The organism is Tolypothrix sp. PCC 7601, assembly GCF_025677855.1.
GTDB classification, from domain to species: domain Bacteria; phylum Cyanobacteriota; class Cyanobacteriia; order Cyanobacteriales; family Nostocaceae; genus Aulosira; species Aulosira diplosiphon.
Genome location: NZ_CP064879.1, coordinates 5,065,837 through 5,084,671, shown reverse-complemented (window position 1 = coordinate 5,084,671; position 18,835 = coordinate 5,065,837). Strand labels below are relative to the sequence as shown.

Genomic DNA, 18,835 nt, shown 5'->3' with positions numbered 1-18,835 from the left:
TGAGTAACATCAAATTTTATCATTTGTATTTGATGTATTGATGTTTAAGCTAACTTCATATTTTGCTTTTTTAAAATTAAATTCTTTTTGAAAACAATAAATATGTTTAGTGACAAATAATTTGTACTTGAATTATGATTTTAGAACAACGAAAGCAACGCAGAAGGAGCGATAAATCCTCCTAAGATACGAGAGTATTGATTTAATAATCACCAAATAACCAAAACTGTAACTATGAATTACAAAACCCTAAATCTAATCAATTATTATGAGTATCAAAATTTATTTACAGCGATTACAAAAATTAATTCCGCATACTTGGCTGGAGCAAATACAAGATATTCACTCTAGCTTACTATTTCGCTGGATTGTGCGAAAAGGCAGTCAGCCAATAGCATTCACCCAGAAATCGGCTATGGTGTTTTCTCCGCACCAAGATGATGAAACATTTGGCTGTGGTGGAATGATTGCTCTGAAACGAGAACATAATATTCCCGTAGTAGTAGCTTTTCTCACAGATGGACAGGGAGCAGGTACTTCTGAAGTCAATACACCAAATAAAATTATCCAAATCCGTAAACAAGAAGCGGTCAATGCATTAGAAATTTTGGGTGTTAAATCTTCAGAAATCCATTTTTTAGAAAAGCCTGATGGCACTTTACCTTATTTAGACGAGCGCGAAAGAGCACAGACAATTACACAGGTAGCAGCGCTACTAAAGCAGTATCAACCTGAAGAAGTTTATGTTCCTCATCGTAAAGATTGTCATCGAGATCATGAAGCAACTTACCAATTAGTCAAGGCTGCGATCGCTCAAGCTGGAATCACAGTAGATTTGTTGCAATATCCAATTTGGCTATTTTGGAGAGCGCCATTATTTATTCTGCTTAAATTGCAGGATATCGCAGCAGCTTACTACCTGCCAATTGCCTCAGTCCAAGATAAAAAAACTCAAGCAATATCTTCATATTGTTCTCAAATCGAGAGTCTTCCTCGTGGATTTATTCAGCGATTTTCTGGTTCCCATGAAATCTTCTTTAAATCTGAGTCTTAATCGCTGAATACCAATATATTTTTTAATTAAAAACTACCCATTTATGGGTAGTAAACAACCACTATCCTCAGCATCAAAGACTATTTTCGTCTTTGTGCTACTTTTTTGCGCTACAAAAATCATCAATCAGCAACTAAAAATTCTGTGGAGAAAATATGCGGATACTACATATTACTAATCATGTACAACAAATTGGCAACGGAATTGTCAATGTGGCTGTAGACTTAGCTTGTTTACAAGCCAAAAATGGTCATACTGTTGCTGTCGCATCAGCTGGTGGAGAATACGAAACCTTACTAGCAAATCACGACGTGCAACACTTTCACCTTGATCAATCAAGAACACCCATCAATCTAATTAAAGCGGCTTGGCGTTATCGCCAGATTATTCAAGAGTTTCAGCCAGATATTGTTCATGCACACATGATGACAGGAGTTGTGCTAGCAGGACTGTTAAGAAACTGTGGTGAATATAGTTTAGTTTCTACTGTACACAATGAGTTTCAGCGCAGCGCTATTTTGATGGGATTAGCGGATCGAGTGATTGCAGTTAGCAATGCTGTCGCTGATTCTATGGTACGGCGTGGGATATCTAAGAGTAAGTTACGCGTAGTAGCCAACGGTACATTAAACAGTCCCCGAAATCGTAGTATTAAAGATTGTCAACCCATGTCTTTATGCCATCCAGCAATTACTACAGTAGCTGGAATGTACACCCGCAAAGGAATTGTGGAATTAATAGAAGCCTTCATCAAAATTGCTGCAGAAGTTCCGCAAGCACATTTATATTTAGTCGGAAATGGCCCCGATCGCGCTATGTTTGAGGCGATGGTGCAAAATACCCCTTTTGCCAATCGCATTCATTTTGAAGGCTTCCAGTCAGAACCGCAACGCTATATGCTGTCCTCTGATATCTTTGTCCTCGCTTCTCACTGTGAATCCTTTGGATTAGTACTGACAGAGGCGCGAGAAGCAGGTTGTGCAATTATTGCTAGCGATGTCGATGGTATTCCAGAAACTTTGGATCGCGGACAAGCCGGGTTATTAGTACCACCAAAAGATAGTCAAACTTTGGCAAATGCTTTAATGTATTTGCTCAACGATTCAGAACAACTACAAAAATTGAAATCCCAAGCGAAACAAAACCTCGAACGCTTCAGCGTCACCCGCGTTCATGAGGAAACGCTAAGTTTATACTATGAACTACTTGATAACTACAGAGTATTTAATTTGAGCCTCAGCCAAGAACTTTTAGTTAGCAAATAGCAATTTTCTTTTATTAGAGTTTTACCAATTATCTAAAATCAGCTAACAGATAATTATACAAATACATGGGTAGAGGGTTTAGCATTGCTAAACCCCTACAGAAAATGACAAAACAGGGTTATGAATGATGCAAATGAAATCATAAAAATTAGAGTCCCAAACTCTTGACGAACTTGAGACTCTTACAATTAAATTTATATGGGAATAAAGACCTAATAAGAAATTTTTTAAAATGCTCCAATTCTCGCAAATAGTACGTAGAATGTTTTGACAATTAACTGTAAATCATACATTGGACTCCATCTGGCTTGATACTGTAAATCTAAGTCAACTATTTTCTCAAAATTATTCACCTGAGAACGTCCGTTAACTTGCCATTCACCAGTTAAACCAGGTTTGACATCTAAACGCCGCCAATGTCTTTTTGTATATTTACTTACTTCATCACCTGTAGGTGGCCTTGTACCTACTAAGCTCATTTCATTGCATAACACATTCCAAAATTGCGGTAGTTCATCCAAACTACTGCTTCGTAAAAAGCGACCTACTTTAGTGACTCGGAAATCATTTTTATTTTTAAATATTAGCCCTTTAGCTTCGTTACTCACTAAAGTCTTTAATTCCTCTGCATCAATAACCATTGAGCGAAATTTATAAAGACGGAATGGTTTTCCCTGTAATCCATACCGTTCTTGAGCAAAGAAAATTGGGCCAGGACTGTCGATTTTAATTGCGATCGCAATCGGCACAAACAAAATAGCTAGAACTAACAGCCCTATCAAGCTGCCTACAATGTCTAAACAGCGTTTGAATTTAGATTGAACTGAAGGATGGGAATTAGACTCTAATTTCCAAGATAAGAAAGAGGGTGCCGGAAGAACTTTTTGTAATTGTGTTTGTTGCATTATCCTGCCTCAAGTGATGAAGGTAGAATTATTGATTTATAATCTACGATTGTGAAAATTAACTTTTTAAGAAGGAGAAAACTCAGTTTTTATTCTTTAGGGTAATACAGTACTTTATGAGGTAATTTCGGGAAATTGCTGAATGTTCATCTATTTTTATTACCTCCATATTTATCTGTACATCTGTGGGTGATTGCGGCATTCTCAATCCAAATACTTATGATTTCAGGCTAAAAAGGCAAGAGAAAATGGGGGAAAATCTTTTACCTTTTCCCTAAATTAAATTCGGACTGAAAATCTTTAACTCAGCAGTATTGGTTCTTAATTACGCTGTATCTGAATCGCCAACTTGACAACTTTCAAGACGCGAAAACAAAGCCACACATAATTCCCACCACGAAGCTGTTGCGATCGCACTATGCCATTCCCACACACCTAACAGCCTGACACGCCAAACCTGTTCTAAAAAACCGAAATAGGGTAAATGTCCTATAGGTGCATCTCCTTGCCAGACTAGATTTTCATAATCAACCCATGAGTCTTTCAAACGCCAACCAACACGATTAGCAAAATCAATGCAGGTTTCGGAAGCAGCAACTTTGGCAGATCCAATCATCAAAGCCAACAGCGGATCGGTTGCAGAAGTATCTTTAATACTCTGCCAGATACGTTGTTGAACACTAAAGCCAAAGTGCCCATAACTATAATTTACCCACAGATTATCAATAGTAGAAAGGTCTTTACAAGAAAAATTTATTACATCGCTAATTTCAAGAAAACTTTCCTCTTTTCTTCCGGATGCTTTAAGTATAAGTTTTGTAGTCTCTTGATCCGCCTCTAACCACCTTTTATTTTTAAGTAAATCGCGCAGATACGTGTAGTCAATTCCTAATGCTGAACTCAAATCATCAGGTTTGGAATTGTCAGTATTTTCTGGTTTAGTATTTAAATTTTCAACAGAAAATACAGTTTTTCCTGGTAATATTTCTATAATTCCTTGAGAACCAGATAACCAAAAATATAATTGGATATTGGTTTGTGCTAACTGCACTTGCAATTGTGTAATCCAAGCTGCGGCGGTGAGTCCCGTTGGCTGCATTCCTTGATTGAGGGTTTCTACCAAGGTATAAGCAAATACTTCACTGTCATTAGCTGGTACAGCAGCCGTAATTAAACACTGTCCTGCATCTAATCCAATTTGCAGTTCTTCTACCCAATCGCGTACTGAGACTGTCCCCAAACCCTGTTGTTCTGGACAATCTAAAATAATAATTTGTTGCGATCTACATCGGCGTAGTTGTTTTCTTAACCATGAACGCTCAATAAAAATATCTTCGGACAGTATTAATCTCGCTTCTCCTGGTTCTGTCTCGCGAATTTGCCCACGCAGATATAAAAATACTGTTGTGGCTGCTTCTGGCGTAGTAGTTTCCGCAAAAGATGGTGATAGTAAACACTTTTGGATAGCTTTGCGGACATCCGACTGAGAATTTTTGCCCCGCACAGTCCAATAATTGACTTCAAAGCTTCCCGCACTGCTCAGTATTTTACTCAAATCCAAGGAATTTTTACTTTTGGGAAGTCCTTCTACAATTAATGCTTGTCGCGGATGTTGCGAAGATTGTATTTGCTGAGGTTTTAGTCCTAAAATTACTTCTCCTACTCCTTCCACAATCCGCTTGGGTGTTTGTGAAGGATATTCAGAATGGATGGAATTGTCTCCCCGTCCTTTTTTTAGCTGATTAATCACTCGCAACTGCTGATTAGCTTTATCTATATATGTCAGTGTTTGGTGGTAAACATAGCGATAAAGTCCATCGGCTTCGATGACACCAACAGAGTCAGCAGCTTCTCCCCTTAACCCTTGAATTAAATAGTATGTGAATACACCATGCCCTAATTGCGGAAATTCCCAAGATTGCTGGCCGCGATCGCAAGATAATAAAGCATAAAATCCTTTTCTTTGGGAGGCTCGTTTTCGCAAAACTTCCACCAATTCTGGTGTCGGGTTGAGTTGGGGATCTGTTTCGCCTCTTGCACCCAACAGCGTCATCCCCCCGCTATGACAAGCATCTAATATTAGTAGTTGCTGTTGAGCAGAACAATTCTCTAACAGTTGCAACAATTCCTGCAACTTTAAACCCGTGTCAGTTAATTGTTCTTTTTGAGTATCTTGGAGACATAGCACCACCTGCTGACTCAAAGAGTCTAGCATTCCATGCCCAGAAAAATAAAATATAACTGTGTCAGTAGGTTTACTAGCCGCTGCAATTTGTTTGAGGCTGGCGCGAATATTTGCTAACTTGGGTTGCTTTTCCCCAAAATCGTGATAAATCATCACCTCTTTTTGTGGAAATCCCTGTGTTGCGGCGTTTAATGCTTCTCCTAAGCCTTGACAATCCAACGCCGAGTAATGCAAACCAGGTATTTGCTCATCCTCGTATTGGTTGACTCCCACTAGTAATAGCCAAAGTTTTGCTACCCCAGTTTCTAAAGCATGAGTTGAGTGACTAGTACGAACCCCAACTGGACACATTTAAAAAAATTAAAACCCTGTATAGTAAAGCAATTTAACTGTTGACTGATGGCAAATTATCAAGTCAACAGCTTTGATAAAAATGGTATCAGATTAAACTAGACGCGTTGCGCTTCAACTTAGTTCCGCATCCGGAAACACCAAAAAATCAATAACTAACAATTCGTAATTCGTAGTTACTAATTCGTAATTATGTTACGGTTGGGGTCTAAATCCCCAACTGTAAAAGCACGACTTATATAATTCGGGGACTCTAACTCTCAGTTTAATTACGAATTAAGAATTACGAATTAGTAATTATTTTGATGTGTAGCCTACTTTAACAAAGTGTAAAGCATTTATATACTTCCTAATGTTTTTACTCCTAAAATTTACTTAAAAATAGCAGGTAGCAAACTCGGCGCTAACCACAACCCATAACCAATAAATGCAAAGATTCCTGTAATTAATATAGTAATTACGTAGCTAATACACATCAATAAGCCATCGGATTCGATTGTGGCAATTGCTAACAGTAAAATTCCGATAGTAGGGATGGGATTAGTGAAGGGAATGGGCGAGATTAGTAATAGTGTTAGCCACGAAATGCAAAACCCATTAAACCGCCAAGCCCAAGAACTATTGGCGATTTTTGATAACCGAGGGCTGGCAATTTTCTCTACTATTCTGGTGACTCGACGTAGGTTATGTAACAAAACATGGGCGAAGCGGCGAGGAAATTTGTAGTTAGCCATTTTTTTGGGTAACCAAGGCGATCGCCTGCCTAAAACCATCTGCATTGATAATATCAAGCAAGCAGCACCAAATGGCCCAGTTAAACCCGGTGGCATCGGAAACAAAAATGGCAACACTAATAATGCAATTACCAAGCTAAAGCCCCTCTCTGAGGTTTCTGCCAAAATATCTCCTAGAGTGAGCGGTTGTTCAGCTAAGTGTTGCAACAATGATTTAATTTCTTGAGAAAATCTTAAATGCTTTTGGCTTGAGTCTATGCGAGTTTCCACAATCCCCAGCTTTATCTCAGTAAATTATTTAATATATGTATACAATGGCTCTACAAGTAATTCCGTAAAAAATTAAATTTTCTTTAATTGCACATATATTAACCTCTCAAAAATATATTACTTGTGATTAATTTAACATTCACAAATTAACTTTGTGGTGTTGGAGAGACAAAAACACTTACAGCTTTAGGGATAACACGGAAATGGGCAGGAGTATATGTAGTGATTTCCCCATCAGTATTAATAGGACGTGGTTTTCGGGTATATACTTCCATTTCTTGACCCTGATAGGCACGTACTTCTCGCCATTTTATGTGTTTTCCTTCTCGCATTGATGGCAGCAGCAGTATAATTTGCCACCAATTTTTAATTTCTAAACTGTAGAGATCCAGCCTTTGGTCGTCAATTGTCGCATCGTGAACCACTGCCATACCACCGCCATAATAGCGACCATTACCCACTGCAATCTGCACCGTCCGTACGCGAATAGATTCCCCATTCATGCGGATTTCTGCACTAAATGGTCGAGATTCCCATATTACCTGCAATGCCGTAGCTACGTAAGCGAATACACCCCAGCGACGTTTGGCTTCTTTGGTTAGTCGTTCAGTAATTTTGACACTCAGTCCCATACTCGCAACGTTAAAGAAATGCTTGCCATTCACCCACCCTAAGTCAATGCGTCGCTGTTCCCCAGAAGCAATGATTTTGCAGGCTTCAGGTAAGGAATTAGGAATTTCTAAAGTCCTAGCTAAATCATTAGCAGTTCCCAAAGGTAAGATACCTAAAGGCAACTGAGTATCAACCAAACCATCTACAGCAGCATTGAGTGTACCATCACCACCGCCCACAATTACTAAGTCAACTTGATTTCGGTAGTGTTGAATGATCTCTGTCAGCCGTTGGGGATTTTCTGTTGATTCCTCAATCAAATCCAAGCCCAATTCCTTGAGACATTGAATTGCTTCCGTAAGGCGCTTTTGCCCTTGACGAGCATGATGATTGACTAACAGCAGTGCGCGGGGACTCATGGGTATTACCTTTTATAGGTGAAATATGGCATTCTCAGCGTATAGATATTTTGCGTGAATTTCATGGTAACCCCCTGCAATAAATGTTATGAAAGTTACCAAAAACTCAAGTATTCATCGTTTTTTATGTGGTTGTCACCGTTATTTGTTTCGAGGATGTTTATTTAGCTTATCTTTATTAGCAATTGGTGTCTTCATACCTAGGAAATGGGGAACTCAGCCAAAAGATAAATGCAATTTGGACGTTTGTATTTCTAATACAGGTATTCATTCTAATATTATATTGCCAATTAAAAATGATATTTTTGATTGGCATCAGTATCTGCCCATCGATAAAATTGGTATAGATAATTTCTATGATTACAATTACTTAAGTTTTGGGTGGGGTGACCGGGAATTTTATATGTCAACTGTCACTGTGGCAGATTTAAGATTGTCTACAACTTTCAAAGCTTTATTTTTACCAACCCCTTCTGTAATCTATGTTAAAGGTTATCAATTAATACCGAACTCTCTTGAGGTTAAATGCATTAAAGTTGATAAAAATAACTACCTAAGTTTAATCCACTTTATCCAATCTACCTTTCAGTTGAATTCTCAAGGAAGAGTAGTTCGGATTGGAGATGGTCATACTACTAATGCTGGATTTTATGATGCAGTTGGTAGTTATTCAATAATCAGAAATTGTAATAATTGGACAGGAGAAGCTTTGAGAAAAGCTGATGTCAACACTCCGCTTTGGGATGGATTATCTGCTGCGATTATTTGGCATTTAAGAAGTAATTGTGAATAATACAAGAATCTAGTTTAGTTGAATTATTCAAAGAAAAAGGAAAAACTAATAAAGTAAAAATACGGTAAGTAGAAAAATCCAAAAAATCCAGATCACTTTATCTTAGAGAGATATACTGATATTCGGCAAAATACAACATTATGATTTTCTGAAATTACTTACGCAACTTCAGGCTTTTAAAGCTAAAATAAAGCGAATTTAAGTATCAGCAAAAGCTACGTACAATTAGATATCAATCTGTACTTATAGCTGATACAAAACGAAAATTAATCATAATTTCAGCTATAGTATAAGCTTCATAAAAATTGACAATATTTCTACATAGTATTTATAGTGAGTTTGAGAAAAAATTCATTTATAGATGCTTATTTCTGTTTTATGCTTGCCTAGACTAGTAATTTTAAAGCTTTGAATTATCATTTGCGATCGCTTTTGACTGCTCAATAATTTGGGAATACTGAGATGGTAATCATATAAAGCCAAATCAGTGATTCATGCAATGATGTTGACGTTATTGAAAGACTTCTATTCAATCGGTTTCATTCCCCACGGACATTGTTATCTCTGGCAAACAGGGTTGGTATGGCTAAACATCATAGGGGATGCAACAATCGCCTTAGCCTATTATTCGATTCCCTGCCTACTGGTTTACTTTATTTCCCAACGCAAAGATGTTCCTTTCAATGGAGTTTTTTTGCTGTTTGGTGGTTTTATTATTGCTTGTGGTACAGGACACCTAATGGACATTTGGACATTATGGTATCCAGACTATTGGATTGCGGCCGGACTGAAAGCCTTCACTGCTTTAATTTCTATATATACAGCATTTGCATTAGTTCATCTTATTCCCCTAGCTTTAAAACTACCCAGTCCTGCACAGTTAGAAACTGCTAATCAAGCCCTGAAAAGTGAAATTGTAGAGCGTAAGCGAATAGAGCAAGAGTTACGTATAGCAGAAGAAATTGCTACTAATTCCAGCCAAGCTAAAAGCGAATTTTTAGCTAATATGAGCCACGAACTACGCACACCCCTCAATGGCATTTTGGGTTATACACAAATTCTACAACGCACAGAATCGTTAACCGAGAAAGGATACAAAGGGGTAGAGATTATTCAGCAGTGCGGTTCCCATTTATTGACTCTAATTAATGATGTACTAGATCTCGCCAAGATTGAAGCGAGAAAGCTGGAACTGAACCCAATTGATTTTTACTTTCCCGCATTTATTGATAGCGTGACAGAAATTTGTCGTATCCGCGCAGAACAGAAAAGTATCGGGTTTCATGTGCAACTATCAGCAGATTTACCTATAGGCATTCGTGCCGATGACAAACGTCTACGTCAAGTGTTGATCAATCTACTTGGTAATGCCATTAAATTTACCGAAAAAGGTAGTGTTACTTTCAAAGTTGAGGTTAAAGCCACTAAAGAAGAATTTCAGCAATTACCAATTCACCAAATTAGATTTGAAGTAACGGATACCGGAGTGGGGATGAACCCTGAGCAACTGCAAAAAATCTTTTTGCCTTTTGAACAAGTAGGAGAACAGAAACGTCAGGTTGAAGGTACAGGGTTAGGATTAGCAATTACCCACAAAATTATGACATTGATGGGTAGTCAAATAGAACTGAAAAGTGAGTTGGGTCAAGGTAGCAGTTTTTGCTTTGATCTAGAACTACCAGAAGCTAAAGATTGGGCAAAAGCTTCGAGAGCAATTCGTCAGGGAACTGTTGTTGGCTATGAAGGGAAAAAGCGCACGATTTTAGTAGTTGATGACAAATGGCAAAATCGCTCGGTAGTAGTCAACTTACTAGAGCCAATCGGATTTATAGTCATAGAAGCTAGTAACGGTAAGGAAGCAATAGCACAAGTCAGTGCAGAACAACCAGACTTAATTATTACTGATTTAATGATGCCTGTAATGAATGGATTTGAATTCATTACTCAGTTACGGCAGGTTTCCCAATTTGGGAATACCGCTGTTATTGCCTCTTCAGCTAGTGTTTTTGAAACCGATCAATATAAAAGCATTGATGCGGGTGCCAATGCATTTTTACCAAAACCTATAGATGCTGAAATGTTGCTTGAGCTACTGCGAAAATATTTGCTATTGCAATGGATTTATGATGATGCATCCAAGGACAATATTGCCAGTGTTAACGCCACTCCAGATAATCAAGAAGATATAATTCCTCCTAATAATGAAGTCTTACATAAATTACTAGAACTAGTAAGAGATGGTGATATTGAAGGAATTATAGAAATAGCTCATCAAATTTCTATGTTTGATGAAAAATTCAATAATTTTGCCCAGAGAATTACTCACTTTGCCAGTAATTTTCAAATCAAACTTCTAGAAGAATTTGTACAACAATATCTACCTCTAACTTAAAAGGAAAATTTGATATGTGGGGGTTAGGTGTTTGGAGTTAATGATTTCTCTCCTGCTTTCTTCCAGTACCCAATCCCCAGTACCTCTAATCCCCACGACCACAGGTAATGGGGAGTTATCTATTCCCCGAATCCCAAACAGATATATATGACAACAACTTCAGAAACTGGATTTATTTTGATTGTTGATGACAACCCAACAAATCTATCCGTTCTTTCTGCTGCTTTAAGTAGTGCTGGGTTTAAATTTCGAGTAGCAGTTAATGGAGAAAGTGCGATCGCACAAGTCGAACGCAACCCCCCAGAGTTAATTTTGCTAGATGTGCAAATGCCAGGAATTGACGGATTTGAAACCTGTCGTCGCCTGAAAGCAAATCAGGATAGTCACAATATTCCGATAATTTTTACCACGGCTTTAGCAGATATAGATAGCAAAACTAAAGGATTTTCTCTAGGCGCAGTCGATTATATACCCAAACCCTTTTCCCAAGAGGAAGTAATTGCTAGAGTGCGGGTACATTTACAACTGAAACGGCTGACAGAATCATTAGAACAGCAACTTAGCGATCGCACTATTGCTTTACAACAAGCTCAGATTCAATTAGTGCAGCAAGAAAAACTATCAACATTGGGAGAGTTAATCGCCGGAGTTGCTCACGAAATCAATAATCCGATTAGCTTTATCTCCAGCAATATCGAACATTTAGAAGAACACATTGCCGCTATTACCGAAATTCTGCGACTTTATCAAGAAGAATATCTCCATCCTTCGGCAAAAATTACAGGTGCTACTGAAGAATTAGATCTAGAATTTGCCCTCAAAGATATAGTAAAAATTATCGATTCATTCAAGTTAGGTACAGATAGACTGAGAAATCTTTCTTTCTCACTTCGCAACTTCTCCCGTGCAGATGTTGATACCAAACAACCTGCGGATTTACACCAAGGGCTTGATAGTACGTTGTTGATTTTACAACATCGTTTGAAAAGTGTAGGCGATCGCCCTCGCATCGACGTTATCAAGTCTTATGGCCAGTTACCAGAGGTAGATTGTTATCCAGGGCAAATCAACCAAGTTTTCATGAATATTCTGGCCAATGCCATTGATGCCCTGGATGAAGCCATGATACATGGCAAAATGAGCGCTTCTATCCCCCAAATCCAAATTACAACAGATATAGATGCTCAAAACTGCGTCAGCATTCGGATTGCTGACAATGGTATGGGTATCCCTGACTTAATTCAAGAACGATTATTTGAACCTCTATTTACGACAAAGCCTGTGGGTAAAGGCACTGGACTAGGTTTATCAATCGCCCATCAAATTATTGTAGAAAAACACAATGGCACATTAAAAGTAAATTCTCAACTCGCTCAGGGAACTGAATTTAGTATCAAAATTCCTGTGAGGGACTAGGGATTGGGCATTGGGTATTGGGCATTGGGTATTGGGCATTGGGCATTGGGCATTGGGCATTGGGCATTGGTAATAATTTCCCCTCATCACCCTCATACCTATTCCCCATTACCCCTTATCCCCAGAGGGGGCCCCGAGTTCCCCAGTCCCCAGTCCCCAGTCCCCACTCCCCAGTCCCCAGTCCCCAGTCCCCAGTCCCCACTCCCCAGTCCCTTAGTCATCATAAATAGACAACTGACTCCCAAGACCTACCAAACTAGCTGCAATTAGATCTAGGATCGTTTTAACAAAGCTAAAAAATACAATTTTAGGAAGTAGCTTTATAGTAGTGAGTTAGCTCGACTATAGACTAATTCCCCATCCTCTTAGTTAACTTACAGGTCTGAAACTATGGAACTGACGATTGACAACGTGGAAACAGTATTGGATGAAATGCGCCCTTATTTAATATCGGATGGCGGTAACGTGGAGCTTGTAGAACTAGATGGGCCTATCGTGAAATTACGCTTGCAAGGAGCCTGCGGTTCTTGTCCTAGCTCTACCATGACTTTAAGAATGGGTATTGAACGTCGTCTGCGGGAAATGATTCCCGAAATTGCTGAAGTAGAGCAAGTTATCTAGGGATTAGGGATTGGGGACTGGGGACTGGGGAATAGGGATGAGGGAGATGGGGGAGATGAGGGTGATGAGGGTGATGAGGAGAAATTATTACCAATACCCCATGCCCAATGCCCCATGCCCCATGCCCAATGACGGCAGTTGCTACAACGGAGGAGACCTCCGCAATGCACTACCTCCCCCATGCCCCATGCCCCATTCTCAATTCTCAATGCCCAATGCCCATTACCCCATAATTCCCTATGACCCAACCTCTGTACGTTGCCTTTATTTGGCATCAACATCAGCCGCTGTACAAATCTCCTGACAGCGGCGTTTCTTTATCTTCTAGTCAACAGTACCGTTTACCTTGGGTGAGGTTACATGGCACTAAGGATTATCTAGATTTGGTGTTACTTTTGGAGCGATATCCCAAGTTGCACCAAACTGTAAATTTAGTACCATCTCTAATACTGCAACTGGAAGATTACATTGCTGGCACTGCTTTTGACCCTTATCTCACTGCCAGTTTGACACCAGTGGAACAGTTGACTCTACAACAAAGGGAATTTGTTGTTAAACATTTTTTTGATGCTAATCACCACACCTTGATTGACCCCCATCCCCGCTATGCCGAGTTGTATTACCAAAAGCAGGAAAAAGGGGAAGCTTGGTGTTTAGAGAATTGGCAACAACATGATTACAGCGATTTGCTGGCTTGGCACAATCTGGCGTGGATCGATCCGTTGTTTTGGGACGATCCAGAAATTGCCGCTTGGTTAAGTCAAGGTTGCAATTTTACTTTAAGCGATCGCCAGCGGATTTATTCTAAACAGAAGGAAATCCTCAGCCGCATTATTCCCCAACACCGCAAAATGCAAGCGGCTGGTCAGCTAGAAGTCACAACTACGCCTTACACTCACCCGATTCTGCCCTTATTAGCTGATACTAATTCTGGTCGGGTAGCTGTGCCCCAAATGAATTTACCACAGCAGCGTTTTCAGTGGGCGGAAGACATTCCCCGTCACTTAAATAAAGCCTGGGAGTTATATAAAGACCGCTTTGGGCAAGAACCGCGAGGCTTATGGCCTTCGGAACAATCAGTTAGCCCAGCTATATTACCGTATATTATCAAACAAGGCTTTAAGTGGATTTGCTCAGATGAAGCTGTTTTAGGCTGGACGCTAAAACACTTTTTCCATCGGGATGGGGCGGGGAATGTGGAGGAACCAGAATTACTCTATCGACCTTATCGCCTCCAAACTCCAGCCGGGGATGTGTCAATTGTCTTCCGCGATCATAGATTATCCGATTTGATTGGCTTTACCTATGGGGCGATGCCGGCAAAACAAGCTGTAGCAGATTTAGTCGGACACCTGCAAGCGATCGCTAAAATGCAAAGAGATCGACAAAGTGAACAACCTTGGTTAGTAACTATTGCTTTGGATGGCGAAAATTGCTGGGAATTTTATCCCCAAGATGGCAAACTCTTCCTAGAGGCTTTATATCAAACTCTGAGCAACGAACCCCATTTAAAACTCGTCACAGTTTCAGAATATTTGGAAAAGTTTCCTGCTACAGCCACTATTCCTGGAGAACAACTGCATAGCGGTTCTTGGGTTGATGGTAGCTTTACAACTTGGATTGGCGACCCTGTGAAAAACCGCGCCTGGGATTACCTGACACAAGCTAGGAATATGCTTGCTAGTCACCCAGAAGCTACAGAAGAAAATAACCCAGAAGCGTGGGAAGCTTTATATGCAGCCGAAGGTTCCGATTGGTTTTGGTGGTTTGGCGAAGGACATTCCTCAAATCAAGATGCCATTTTTGACCAGCTATTTCGCGAACACCTCTATGGCATTTACAAAGCATTAAATGAGCCGATACCGCCTTATCTCAGACAACCATTAGAAATCCACGCAGCCCGCACAGACCATACTCCCCAAGGATTTATTCATCCGATTATCGATGGTAAAGGTGATGAACAAGACTGGGACAAGGCCGGGCGCATAGAAATCGGCGGCGCACGGGGTACAATGCACAACAGCAGTACTGTTCAGAGGCTGTGGTATGGGGTAGATCACCTCAATTTCTATTTGCGGATGGATGTCAAAAGCGGTATTGTACCAGGGCAAGGTTTACCCACAGAGTTGAATTTGCTGTGGTTTTATCCCAACAAAACCATGCACAATAGCCCCATTCCTTTGGCAGAACTCCCAGATGTAGCGCCGGTTAATTACCTGTATCACCACCATTTAGAAATTAATTTACTGACGCAATCGGTACAGTTTCGCGAAGCCGGAGAAAACCTTCAATGGTATCCGCGTTTTAGCCGCGCGCAAGTAGCATTTGACCATTGTTTAGAAGTGGCAATACCTTGGGCCGATTTGCAAGTTCCACCGGATTACCCCTTGCGTCTAGTGTTTGTCTTGGCTGATGAAGGACGCTTCTGCAATTATTTACCAGAAAATGCTTTGATTCCGATTGAGGTTCCTTAATATTAGGGGCACAACAAAGAAAGACTTTCGGTGGCACTAAACCGATATCTGCGCCTAGGCTGGAATGTCACTGTTCTGTTAGGGTGTATCACCTCCTATTCGCTAGCTGTATCCCAATACTACTCGGTTAAGCGTTTTGAACTCAAAATTGATTTTGGGGAAAAGGTTAAAAGTTAAGGATTAAAGGTTTTTTCTTTTCCTTTTCCCATTCCCCTTTTTCCCCTTAACCGACAAGTATTGAGCTGTATCCCTAAAGGACTCATCTGGCGAATAGAGGGTTACACCCCTCAATTAACCGAAAAAACTAGTACAGTACGGCGGAAATAAGCAGACCATTAAATAGCCAAAACTTTGCTCTTATATGTCCACTTAAAAGGTTTAGCCATTGTTTGATTAAAGTAGTCGATAAACTTGAGGATTCGATTTTTCAAATCATCCTGACTGACGAAACTGGCTCTTCTGAGTAACTTGCGAACCAAAATACTGAACCAAATCTCAATTTGATTGAGCCAAGAGGAATGTTTAGGTGTGTAATGAAACACAATCCGGTGTGTTGGATCACTCAAAAAGCAGTGCGGGATTTCATTGATTTAAGGATGCCACTTTCTCCCTTAATACCCAGGTCAATATTCAAACCTTCAATTTGTGCAACTAAACGAACTAGAGACTCAGACTGATGAGTGTTAAGGCAGTCCATAATCAGATGCCATTTTTTAGCATCACTGTCAGTTTCAATTGTTCGGCGAACATGAAGGGCAAAATCAACTTCCGTTCTGGTATCTGAACAAGTCGGCTGGACAATTTGACCAGTGGCAACATCAAAGCTGGCAATTAAGCTTTGCGTGCCGTGACGAATATACTCAAATTCCCTTCTTTCGACTTTGCCTGGTCGCACAGGTAAGTCTTTTTCTAAGCGCTCAGTAGCTTGAATTCCTGTCATTTCATCAATGGATATTGTACGTTCTCCCTGAAGATGCCGCTCAATCGCATTGATGTATAAACCAGTAATATCTTCAACTTTTGCGTCAAATTCTTCGTCCTCAGGGGGGGGTTAACCAGTAGCGGCTCTGGTGAGGTTTAAGTTCTGCTTCTTCAAGTAATCTTCCAACATGGCGGACAGATATGCTTTCAATAATTCCAAGTTTGATGATTTCGTTCGCTAGTTCTCTTGCTGTCCAATGACTTATTGGTCTTCCATAATCGGATGGTGGGGAACAAGCTAATGCAAACAACTCGATTACTTGTTCCATACTAAACTTCGGGCGTGCGCCAACACGCTCAGAGTCTTGTAATCTCTGCTCAATTGATAATTCTTTCCCCTCAGTTTCCAACCACCGATTTCGCCATAAACGCGCCGTTTGACGATTTATGTCTAAATTTCGGGCGATTTCACGATGATTTTGACCCTCTGATCCCATGACAATTATTTTGGCTCGTAGCGCTATCTGTTGCGGCGTGTTGTGTCTGTTTATCAACTGTTGGAGTTGATCCCGCTCGCCATCGCTTAAATTTAATATTTTAGGATTTAATCTAGCCACACCTTGATTCCTTAATCCGCGCCCAAAACGGGTTTTAACCTGATTATTTATTCTCCCACCAATATGGTCTATTTATTTATGCCGTGTTGTACTAGGTTTTGCGGGTGCGATCGCATTATTTAGATTGCGTCATAAACCCTATAAAAGTTGCATTTATAAACTAATACAGTTCAGATAAGATCATTAGTGATTGGTCAGTTGTGGAAACAGCTAGCTCAATTGGGGGATTCTCCCCCAAGCCCCCGATTGGGTGACGGTTGCGTCCCCCAAACCCCCTCCAAAATTATTGTTTTTGTTGTCAATTTATTTTTTTAACCTCAGTTCGGGTTCAGGAGGTTTATTCAAGCTTAAATGCCTGAAACAACGCAAGCTCGTTGACAGATTCTAGAATCAAGCTATGGCTTAATCAGGGTTTCAGCTTATCCCGAACTCAGGTTTTTTAATTGAACTGTATTGATTTATAAACAAGTATTAAAGCAGGTTATTTTTATCAATATAAATAGCTAATTAATTTTTGGTGGCAATGATATGTAAATCAATATTTTGTTGCCGAATTAATTCCATTAATCGTTGAGTAAAAGGTCTTTTAAAGAACCTTTTCCATCTGGGTTGTTGGCTTTCACCGATGACTATTTGCGTGATGTGATAATCTGCTGCAACTTGAGCAATTGTTTGGGCGACAGTTTGACTTTTTACGTGCAAAAATTCACCCCCAAATTCACGGCACAGTTTCTCACAAGTATCGATGTGTAGGCTTTCTTCTTTAGTAAGAAAACGTTCTGGATCGGCAACAAAGACGGCGTAAAGTCGCGCATTCATATAATTGGCAATGCGTGCCCCTCGGCGCAGCAATTGCACGGAATTGGGATAGGTAGAAATACAAACTAAAACTCGTTCGTGGATATTACAAGTTTGTCCAGCAACGACAGAGGTGTTTGCTTCTTCTTCTACTGTGTCAGCGACTTCTCGTAATGCTAATTCCCTTAAAGCAATTAAGTTGCGACGCTGAAAGAAGTTTTCTAAAGATTGCTCAATTTTATTAGCTCCATAAATCTTACCTTCTCGCAAGCGCTCTTCTAGAGTTTCCGGTGTCACATCAATCACCACAACAGCATCAGCTTCCTCAAGCAGGCGATCGGGAATTCGTTCGCGCACTACTACACTGGTAATTCTGGCGACTACATCATTCAAACTTTCTAAATGTTGAATATTGACAGTAGAGTAAACATCAATTCCGGCAACTAAAATTACTTCTACATCTTGGTAGCGCTTTTCCCGTGGGGAACCTGGGATATTAGTATGAGCGAGTTCATCAACTAAAACCAGTTGGGGCGATCGCACTAAAATAGCCTCTGTATCCATTTCCTCTAAGGTAATATTCTGGCGGATACTAGCTTTGCGGGGAATTACCTCGAGTCCAGTAGCTTTCTGAGCTGTATCTTTGCGTCCGTGGGTTTCCAAAATGCCAATTACCACATCAATACCATCCTGCTTCAGCTGATGTGCTTCTTCCAACATTTTGTAAGTTTTGCCCACACCAGGAGCCATACCGATGAATATTTTATGTTTCCCCCGTCGCTGCGGGCGATTGTAAGAAGCGTCAGGGGATGAATTAGAGGAATTAAACATGAATGGGGATTGGGGAACTCGGGGCCCCCTCTGGGGATAAGGGGTAATGGGGACTGGGGACTGGGGAACTCGGGGCCCCCTCTGGGGATAAGGGGTAATGGGGATTGGGGGATGAGGAAGACAGAAAAATAACAAATTCCTATTACCAATTACCCATTATCCAATGCCCAATGCCCA

Annotated in this window: 17 protein-coding genes; 8 read left to right on the top strand and 9 right to left on the bottom strand. The window is 40.2% G+C overall.

Translation table 11 applies throughout. From position 1 onward, the window contains the following. The first annotated feature begins 268 nt into the window (after positions 1 to 268). Together HG267_RS20835 and HG267_RS20830 are read left to right on the top strand one after the other, a co-directional pair. Positions 269 to 1,054: a PIG-L deacetylase family protein gene (locus HG267_RS20835; protein ID WP_045873316.1), complete on the top strand. Its 786-nt coding sequence runs from the start codon at positions 269 to 271 to the stop codon at positions 1,052 to 1,054. Between the two features lie 155 nt (positions 1,055 to 1,209). Then, positions 1,210 to 2,319, top strand: a complete 1,110-nt coding sequence (locus HG267_RS20830; RefSeq protein WP_045873317.1) for a glycosyltransferase family 4 protein — start codon at positions 1,210 to 1,212, stop codon at positions 2,317 to 2,319. 227 nt (positions 2,320 to 2,546) lie between these two features. Here HG267_RS20830 and HG267_RS20825 read toward each other — a convergent pair whose 3' ends face one another. The 4 genes from HG267_RS20825 to HG267_RS20810 form a co-directional block, all read right to left on the bottom strand. Further along, the gene (locus HG267_RS20825; protein WP_045873318.1) at positions 2,547 to 3,224 is read right to left on the bottom strand and encodes a sugar transferase; all 678 of its coding nucleotides are present in this window, start codon (positions 3,222 to 3,224) and stop codon (positions 2,547 to 2,549) included. Between the two features lie 325 nt (positions 3,225 to 3,549). Continuing rightward, a complete protein-coding gene (locus tag HG267_RS20820; RefSeq protein WP_052335357.1) occupies positions 3,550 to 5,760 on the bottom strand; it encodes a GUN4 domain-containing protein in 2,211 nt (736 codons plus the stop codon). Between the two features lie 371 nt (positions 5,761 to 6,131). Further along, the gene (locus HG267_RS20815; RefSeq protein ID WP_045873319.1) at positions 6,132 to 6,764 is read right to left on the bottom strand and encodes an exopolysaccharide biosynthesis protein; all 633 of its coding nucleotides are present in this window, start codon (positions 6,762 to 6,764) and stop codon (positions 6,132 to 6,134) included. Positions 6,765 to 6,910: 146 nt separating this feature from the next. After that, positions 6,911 to 7,795 (bottom strand): lipid kinase, encoded by an 885-nt coding sequence (locus tag HG267_RS20810; protein WP_045873320.1) that lies wholly within the window; start codon positions 7,793 to 7,795, stop codon positions 6,911 to 6,913. An 88-nt stretch (positions 7,796 to 7,883) separates the two neighbouring features. Between HG267_RS20810 and HG267_RS20805 the strand changes: the two genes are divergently transcribed. The 3 genes from HG267_RS20805 to HG267_RS20795 all read left to right on the top strand — a co-directional run bounded on the left by HG267_RS20805 (position 7,884) and on the right by HG267_RS20795 (position 12,396). Then, positions 7,884 to 8,588 (top strand): TIGR02117 family protein, encoded by a 705-nt coding sequence (locus HG267_RS20805; protein WP_081584114.1) that lies wholly within the window; start codon positions 7,884 to 7,886, stop codon positions 8,586 to 8,588. Positions 8,589 to 9,090: 502 nt separating this feature from the next. Next, complete coding sequence (locus HG267_RS20800; RefSeq protein WP_375539731.1) at positions 9,091 to 10,980, top strand: ATP-binding protein; 1,890 nt, start codon at positions 9,091 to 9,093, stop codon at positions 10,978 to 10,980. A gap of 147 nt (positions 10,981 to 11,127) precedes the next feature. Beyond that, the gene (locus HG267_RS20795) at positions 11,128 to 12,396 is read left to right on the top strand and encodes a response regulator (RefSeq protein WP_045873321.1); all 1,269 of its coding nucleotides are present in this window, start codon (positions 11,128 to 11,130) and stop codon (positions 12,394 to 12,396) included. On the opposite strand, the gene HG267_RS20790 is transcribed toward HG267_RS20795, so the two are convergent. Continuing rightward, on the bottom strand, positions 12,374 to 12,505 hold the full coding sequence (locus HG267_RS20790; RefSeq protein ID WP_155539543.1) for a histidine kinase: 132 nt from the start codon (positions 12,503 to 12,505) through the stop codon (positions 12,374 to 12,376). The two genes, HG267_RS20795 and HG267_RS20790, sit on opposite strands and share 23 nt — an antisense overlap. Before the next feature lie 281 nt (positions 12,506 to 12,786). Here HG267_RS20790 and HG267_RS20785 point away from each other — a divergent pair, with 281 nt between their 5' ends. From HG267_RS20785 to HG267_RS20775, 3 genes are read left to right on the top strand one after another with little or no spacing between them, the layout of a single operon-like run. Beyond that, the gene (locus HG267_RS20785; RefSeq protein WP_010995481.1) at positions 12,787 to 13,017 is read left to right on the top strand and encodes a NifU family protein; all 231 of its coding nucleotides are present in this window, start codon (positions 12,787 to 12,789) and stop codon (positions 13,015 to 13,017) included. Between the two features lie 10 nt (positions 13,018 to 13,027). Then, positions 13,028 to 13,321 (top strand): hypothetical protein, encoded by a 294-nt coding sequence (locus tag HG267_RS20780; RefSeq protein WP_168161029.1) that lies wholly within the window; start codon positions 13,028 to 13,030, stop codon positions 13,319 to 13,321. After that, on the top strand, positions 13,257 to 15,491 hold the full coding sequence (locus HG267_RS20775) for a glycoside hydrolase (RefSeq protein ID WP_045873322.1): 2,235 nt from the start codon (positions 13,257 to 13,259) through the stop codon (positions 15,489 to 15,491). Before HG267_RS20780 ends, HG267_RS20775 begins: the two co-directional genes overlap by 65 nt. Positions 15,492 to 15,826: 335 nt before the next feature. On the opposite strand, the gene HG267_RS41960 is transcribed toward HG267_RS20775, so the two are convergent. From HG267_RS41960 to HG267_RS20755, 4 genes are all read right to left on the bottom strand, one after another. Then, complete coding sequence (locus tag HG267_RS41960; RefSeq protein WP_411863261.1) at positions 15,827 to 16,057, bottom strand: transposase; 231 nt, start codon at positions 16,055 to 16,057, stop codon at positions 15,827 to 15,829. After that, positions 16,054 to 16,431, bottom strand: coding sequence for a transposase (locus HG267_RS20765; RefSeq protein WP_263419960.1), 378 nt, complete (start codon positions 16,429 to 16,431; stop codon positions 16,054 to 16,056). Before HG267_RS20765 ends, HG267_RS41960 begins: the two co-directional genes overlap by 4 nt. A gap of 100 nt (positions 16,432 to 16,531) precedes the next feature. Continuing rightward, complete coding sequence (locus HG267_RS20760; RefSeq protein ID WP_045870251.1) at positions 16,532 to 17,029, bottom strand: helix-turn-helix domain-containing protein; 498 nt, start codon at positions 17,027 to 17,029, stop codon at positions 16,532 to 16,534. A 507-nt stretch (positions 17,030 to 17,536) separates the two neighbouring features. Then, on the bottom strand, positions 17,537 to 18,658 hold the full coding sequence (locus tag HG267_RS20755) for a sensor protein KdpD (protein ID WP_045873323.1): 1,122 nt from the start codon (positions 18,656 to 18,658) through the stop codon (positions 17,537 to 17,539). Positions 18,659 to 18,835: the final 177 nt, after the last annotated feature.

Coding starts and splice junctions, on each gene's coding strand:
- HG267_RS20835 (WP_045873316.1), top strand. CDS start 269: ATGAGTATCAAAATTTATTTACAGCGATTACAAAAATTAATTCCGCAT.
- HG267_RS20830 (WP_045873317.1), top strand. CDS start 1,210: ATGCGGATACTACATATTACTAATCATGTACAACAAATTGGCAACGGA.
- HG267_RS20825 (WP_045873318.1), bottom strand. CDS start 3,224: ATGCAACAAACACAATTACAAAAAGTTCTTCCGGCACCCTCTTTCTTA.
- HG267_RS20820 (WP_052335357.1), bottom strand. CDS start 5,760: ATGTGTCCAGTTGGGGTTCGTACTAGTCACTCAACTCATGCTTTAGAA.
- HG267_RS20810 (WP_045873320.1), bottom strand. CDS start 7,795: ATGAGTCCCCGCGCACTGCTGTTAGTCAATCATCATGCTCGTCAAGGG.
- HG267_RS20805 (WP_081584114.1), top strand. CDS start 7,884: ATGAAAGTTACCAAAAACTCAAGTATTCATCGTTTTTTATGTGGTTGT.
- HG267_RS20800 (WP_375539731.1), top strand. CDS start 9,091: ATGTTGACGTTATTGAAAGACTTCTATTCAATCGGTTTCATTCCCCAC.
- HG267_RS20795 (WP_045873321.1), top strand. CDS start 11,128: ATGACAACAACTTCAGAAACTGGATTTATTTTGATTGTTGATGACAAC.
- HG267_RS20790 (WP_155539543.1), bottom strand. CDS start 12,505: ATGGGGAATAGGTATGAGGGTGATGAGGGGAAATTATTACCAATGCCC.
- HG267_RS20785 (WP_010995481.1), top strand. CDS start 12,787: ATGGAACTGACGATTGACAACGTGGAAACAGTATTGGATGAAATGCGC.
- HG267_RS20775 (WP_045873322.1), top strand. CDS start 13,257: ATGACCCAACCTCTGTACGTTGCCTTTATTTGGCATCAACATCAGCCG.
- HG267_RS20765 (WP_263419960.1), bottom strand. CDS start 16,431: ATGACAGGAATTCAAGCTACTGAGCGCTTAGAAAAAGACTTACCTGTG.
- HG267_RS20755 (WP_045873323.1), bottom strand. CDS start 18,658: ATGTTTAATTCCTCTAATTCATCCCCTGACGCTTCTTACAATCGCCCG.